The sequence below is a fragment of the Micromonospora maritima genome (assembly GCF_902825405.1).
Lineage (GTDB): Bacteria > Actinomycetota > Actinomycetes > Mycobacteriales > Micromonosporaceae > Micromonospora > Micromonospora maritima.
In genome coordinates, this window is record NZ_CADEAU010000759.1 from 1 (window position 1) to 1,878 (window position 1,878).

General features: G+C 75.6%; 3 protein-coding genes. 2 read left to right on the plus strand and 1 reads right to left on the minus strand.

Annotation, left to right across the window (positions count from 1 at the left end; translation table 11 throughout):
- On the plus strand, positions 1–1,011 hold a 1,011-nt coding region (locus tag HUW36_RS31965), incomplete at its 5' end, for a sensor histidine kinase (protein WP_174531471.1).
- Positions 1,008–1,670 (plus strand): response regulator, encoded by a 663-nt coding sequence (locus HUW36_RS31970; RefSeq protein ID WP_174531472.1) that lies wholly within the window; start codon positions 1,008–1,010, stop codon positions 1,668–1,670. The genes HUW36_RS31965 and HUW36_RS31970, both read left to right, overlap by 4 nt.
- Positions 1,671–1,677: 7 nt before the next feature.
- Here the strand turns inward: HUW36_RS31970 and HUW36_RS31975 are convergent.
- A partial coding sequence (locus tag HUW36_RS31975; protein WP_174531473.1) for an MMPL family transporter occupies positions 1,678–1,878 on the minus strand: 201 nt, incomplete at its 5' end.

Sequence of the window (1,878 nt, forward strand, 5' to 3'; positions counted from 1 at the left end):
CTGCCCGCGCTGCTGGCCACGGCGGCGGGGATCCTCACCTACTACGCGCTGGACCTGCCGCCGGTCGGCGTGGTCGCACCGGCCGCGGCCGTGCTCTACCGGGTCGCGGAGCGGGGCCGGGTCGTGCCGGCCGCGCTGGTCGCCGGAGGGCTGCTGGCCGTGTCGGTGGGGGTCCGGCTCGTCGAGGGCGACGACGTCGCGGTCGTCGTCGGGACCGAGCTGGGGTCGGAGGCGGCGCTCGCGCTCGCCGTCATCGCCCTCGGAGACGCGGCACGCAACCGGCGGTCGCTGCGCGCGGCGTTGGTCCGCCAGGCCATGGCGGCCGACGAGGAGCGCCACCGCGAGGCGGCCCGGCAGGTCGAGGCGGAACGGCTGCGCATCGCGCGGGAGGTGCACGACACGCTGGGGCACACGATGTCGGTGATCACGTTGCAGTCGGCGGTGGCGCGGGAGGCCCTCGCCGACCGGGATCCCGGGCAGGCGGAGGGCGCGCTGGCGGCCATCCACTCGGTGAGCGGCAGCGCGATGGCGGAGCTGCGGGCGACGCTCGGCACGCTGCGCCGCGAGCCCGGGCCGCACGAACCCGTGCCCGGGTTCGCCCAGCTAACCGCGCTCGTCGACGGCGTGCGTCGGGGCGGGTTGGCGGTGGAGCTGCGGGTCGACGGTCCGGTGGAGGCGCTGCCCGCGGTGGTCGGCAGCACGGTCTACCGGGTCGTGCAGGAGGCGTTGACGAACGTGCTGCGCCACGCCGACGCCACCCGGGTGACCGTCACGGTCCGTGCCACGCCCGGCTGGCTCACCCTGGAGGTGGTGGACGACGGTCGTGGCGGCCCACCCACCGGGCGGACGGGCCGCCAGGGCCAGGGGCTGCGCGGCATGGCGGAACGGGTCGCCCTGCTGGGCGGCACTGTCGAGACCGGCGCTGTGGAAAGCGGCACGGTCGCGAGCGGCGACGCGCCGAGCGGTTTCCGGGTGTCGGTCCACCTGCCGCTGGCGCGGGTGACCGCGTGAACCCGATCCGCGTCGTTCTCGTCGACGACCAGCACCTGGTCCGCACCGGCCTGCGGGCGCTGCTCGACCGCGCCGCCGACATCGAGGTGGTGGGCGAGGCCGGTGACGGTGGTGGCGGGCTGGCGGTGGTCCGGGAGCAGCGGCCCGACGTCGTGCTCATGGACGTGCGGATGCCCGGCGGGGACGGGCTGGAGGCCACCCGGCGGATCCTCGCCGATCCGCTGCTCACCGGCGTGCGGGTGGTCATGCTGACCACGTTCGACGACGACGAGTACCTGTTCGAGGCGATCCGCGCCGGCGCCGCCGGCTTCCTGCTCAAGGACACCCCGCCCGACGCGCTGCGGGAGGCCGTCCGGGTGGTCGCGGGCGGGGACGCGCTGCTCTCGCCGGCCGTCACCAGGCGGGTGCTGACCGCGGCGGCCCACGCCCCGGTCACCGACCCGGCGCGACTGGCCGGGCTCACCGCGCGGGAGCGGGACGTGCTCGCCCAGGTCGGCGCGGGGCTGTCGAACACGGAGATCGGGCAGGTGTTGTTCCTCAGCCCGGACACCGCCCGCACCTATGTGAGCCGGCTGCTGCAGAAACTGAACGCCCGCGACCGGTCCCAGCTCGTGGTGATCGCGTACGAGACCGGGCTGGTCCGTCCCGGCGAGCGGTGAGGCCCGGTCAGACCTGCGCCTCGCTCGCCGCCTCCGGTTCCGCGTGCCGTCCCCCGCCGTTGCGCCGCTCGTCCCCGTGCCCCGGCCACCACGCCGTGTGCCCGATCAGCCCGGTCAACGCCGGCACGAAGAACATCGACATCACGAACGCGGACAGCACGATCCCGATCGCCACCGCGAACCCCATCTGCTGGAGGAACGAGATCGG